Source organism: Deferrisoma palaeochoriense, from assembly GCF_054656955.1.
In genome coordinates, this window is record NZ_BAAHXI010000197.1 from 1 (window position 1) to 346 (window position 346).

The 346-nt window shown below is 68.2% G+C and carries 1 pseudogene; it reads left to right on the forward strand.

The features are described 5' to 3' along the window. Positions 1-23: 23 nt before the first annotated feature. Positions 24-346, forward strand: a pseudogene (locus tag ACYQ8L_RS18690) (ISNCY family transposase); the annotation flags it as partial.

Sequence of the window (346 nt, forward strand, 5' to 3'; positions counted from 1 at the left end):
GGCTTCTTGAGGAAGGCAAGCAGTTGCTGCGCACGCCGTGCTACACCTTCTCGAACCACACGCGGGCGGCCAAGCGGAGGCACCGGGAGATCCAGACGGCCAAACGGGCAGGCGACCGTCGGCGCGGCTACCGGGAGTTGCTTCGTTTGGGCGAGCAGGTGCGGGGCTATGCCCTGGGGGCCATCGAGGAACTGCGGGGCCCTTGGCAGGCGGAGGCGATGAACGCCAAAGAGGCCCGCAAGGGGCTTCAGTTGGCCGACGAGATGGAGCGGATGCTGGGGTTTTTGGACCAGATCCTCGACCAGACCGAGCGCCGGGTGTTCCGGGGGGAGTCGGTGCCGGCCGC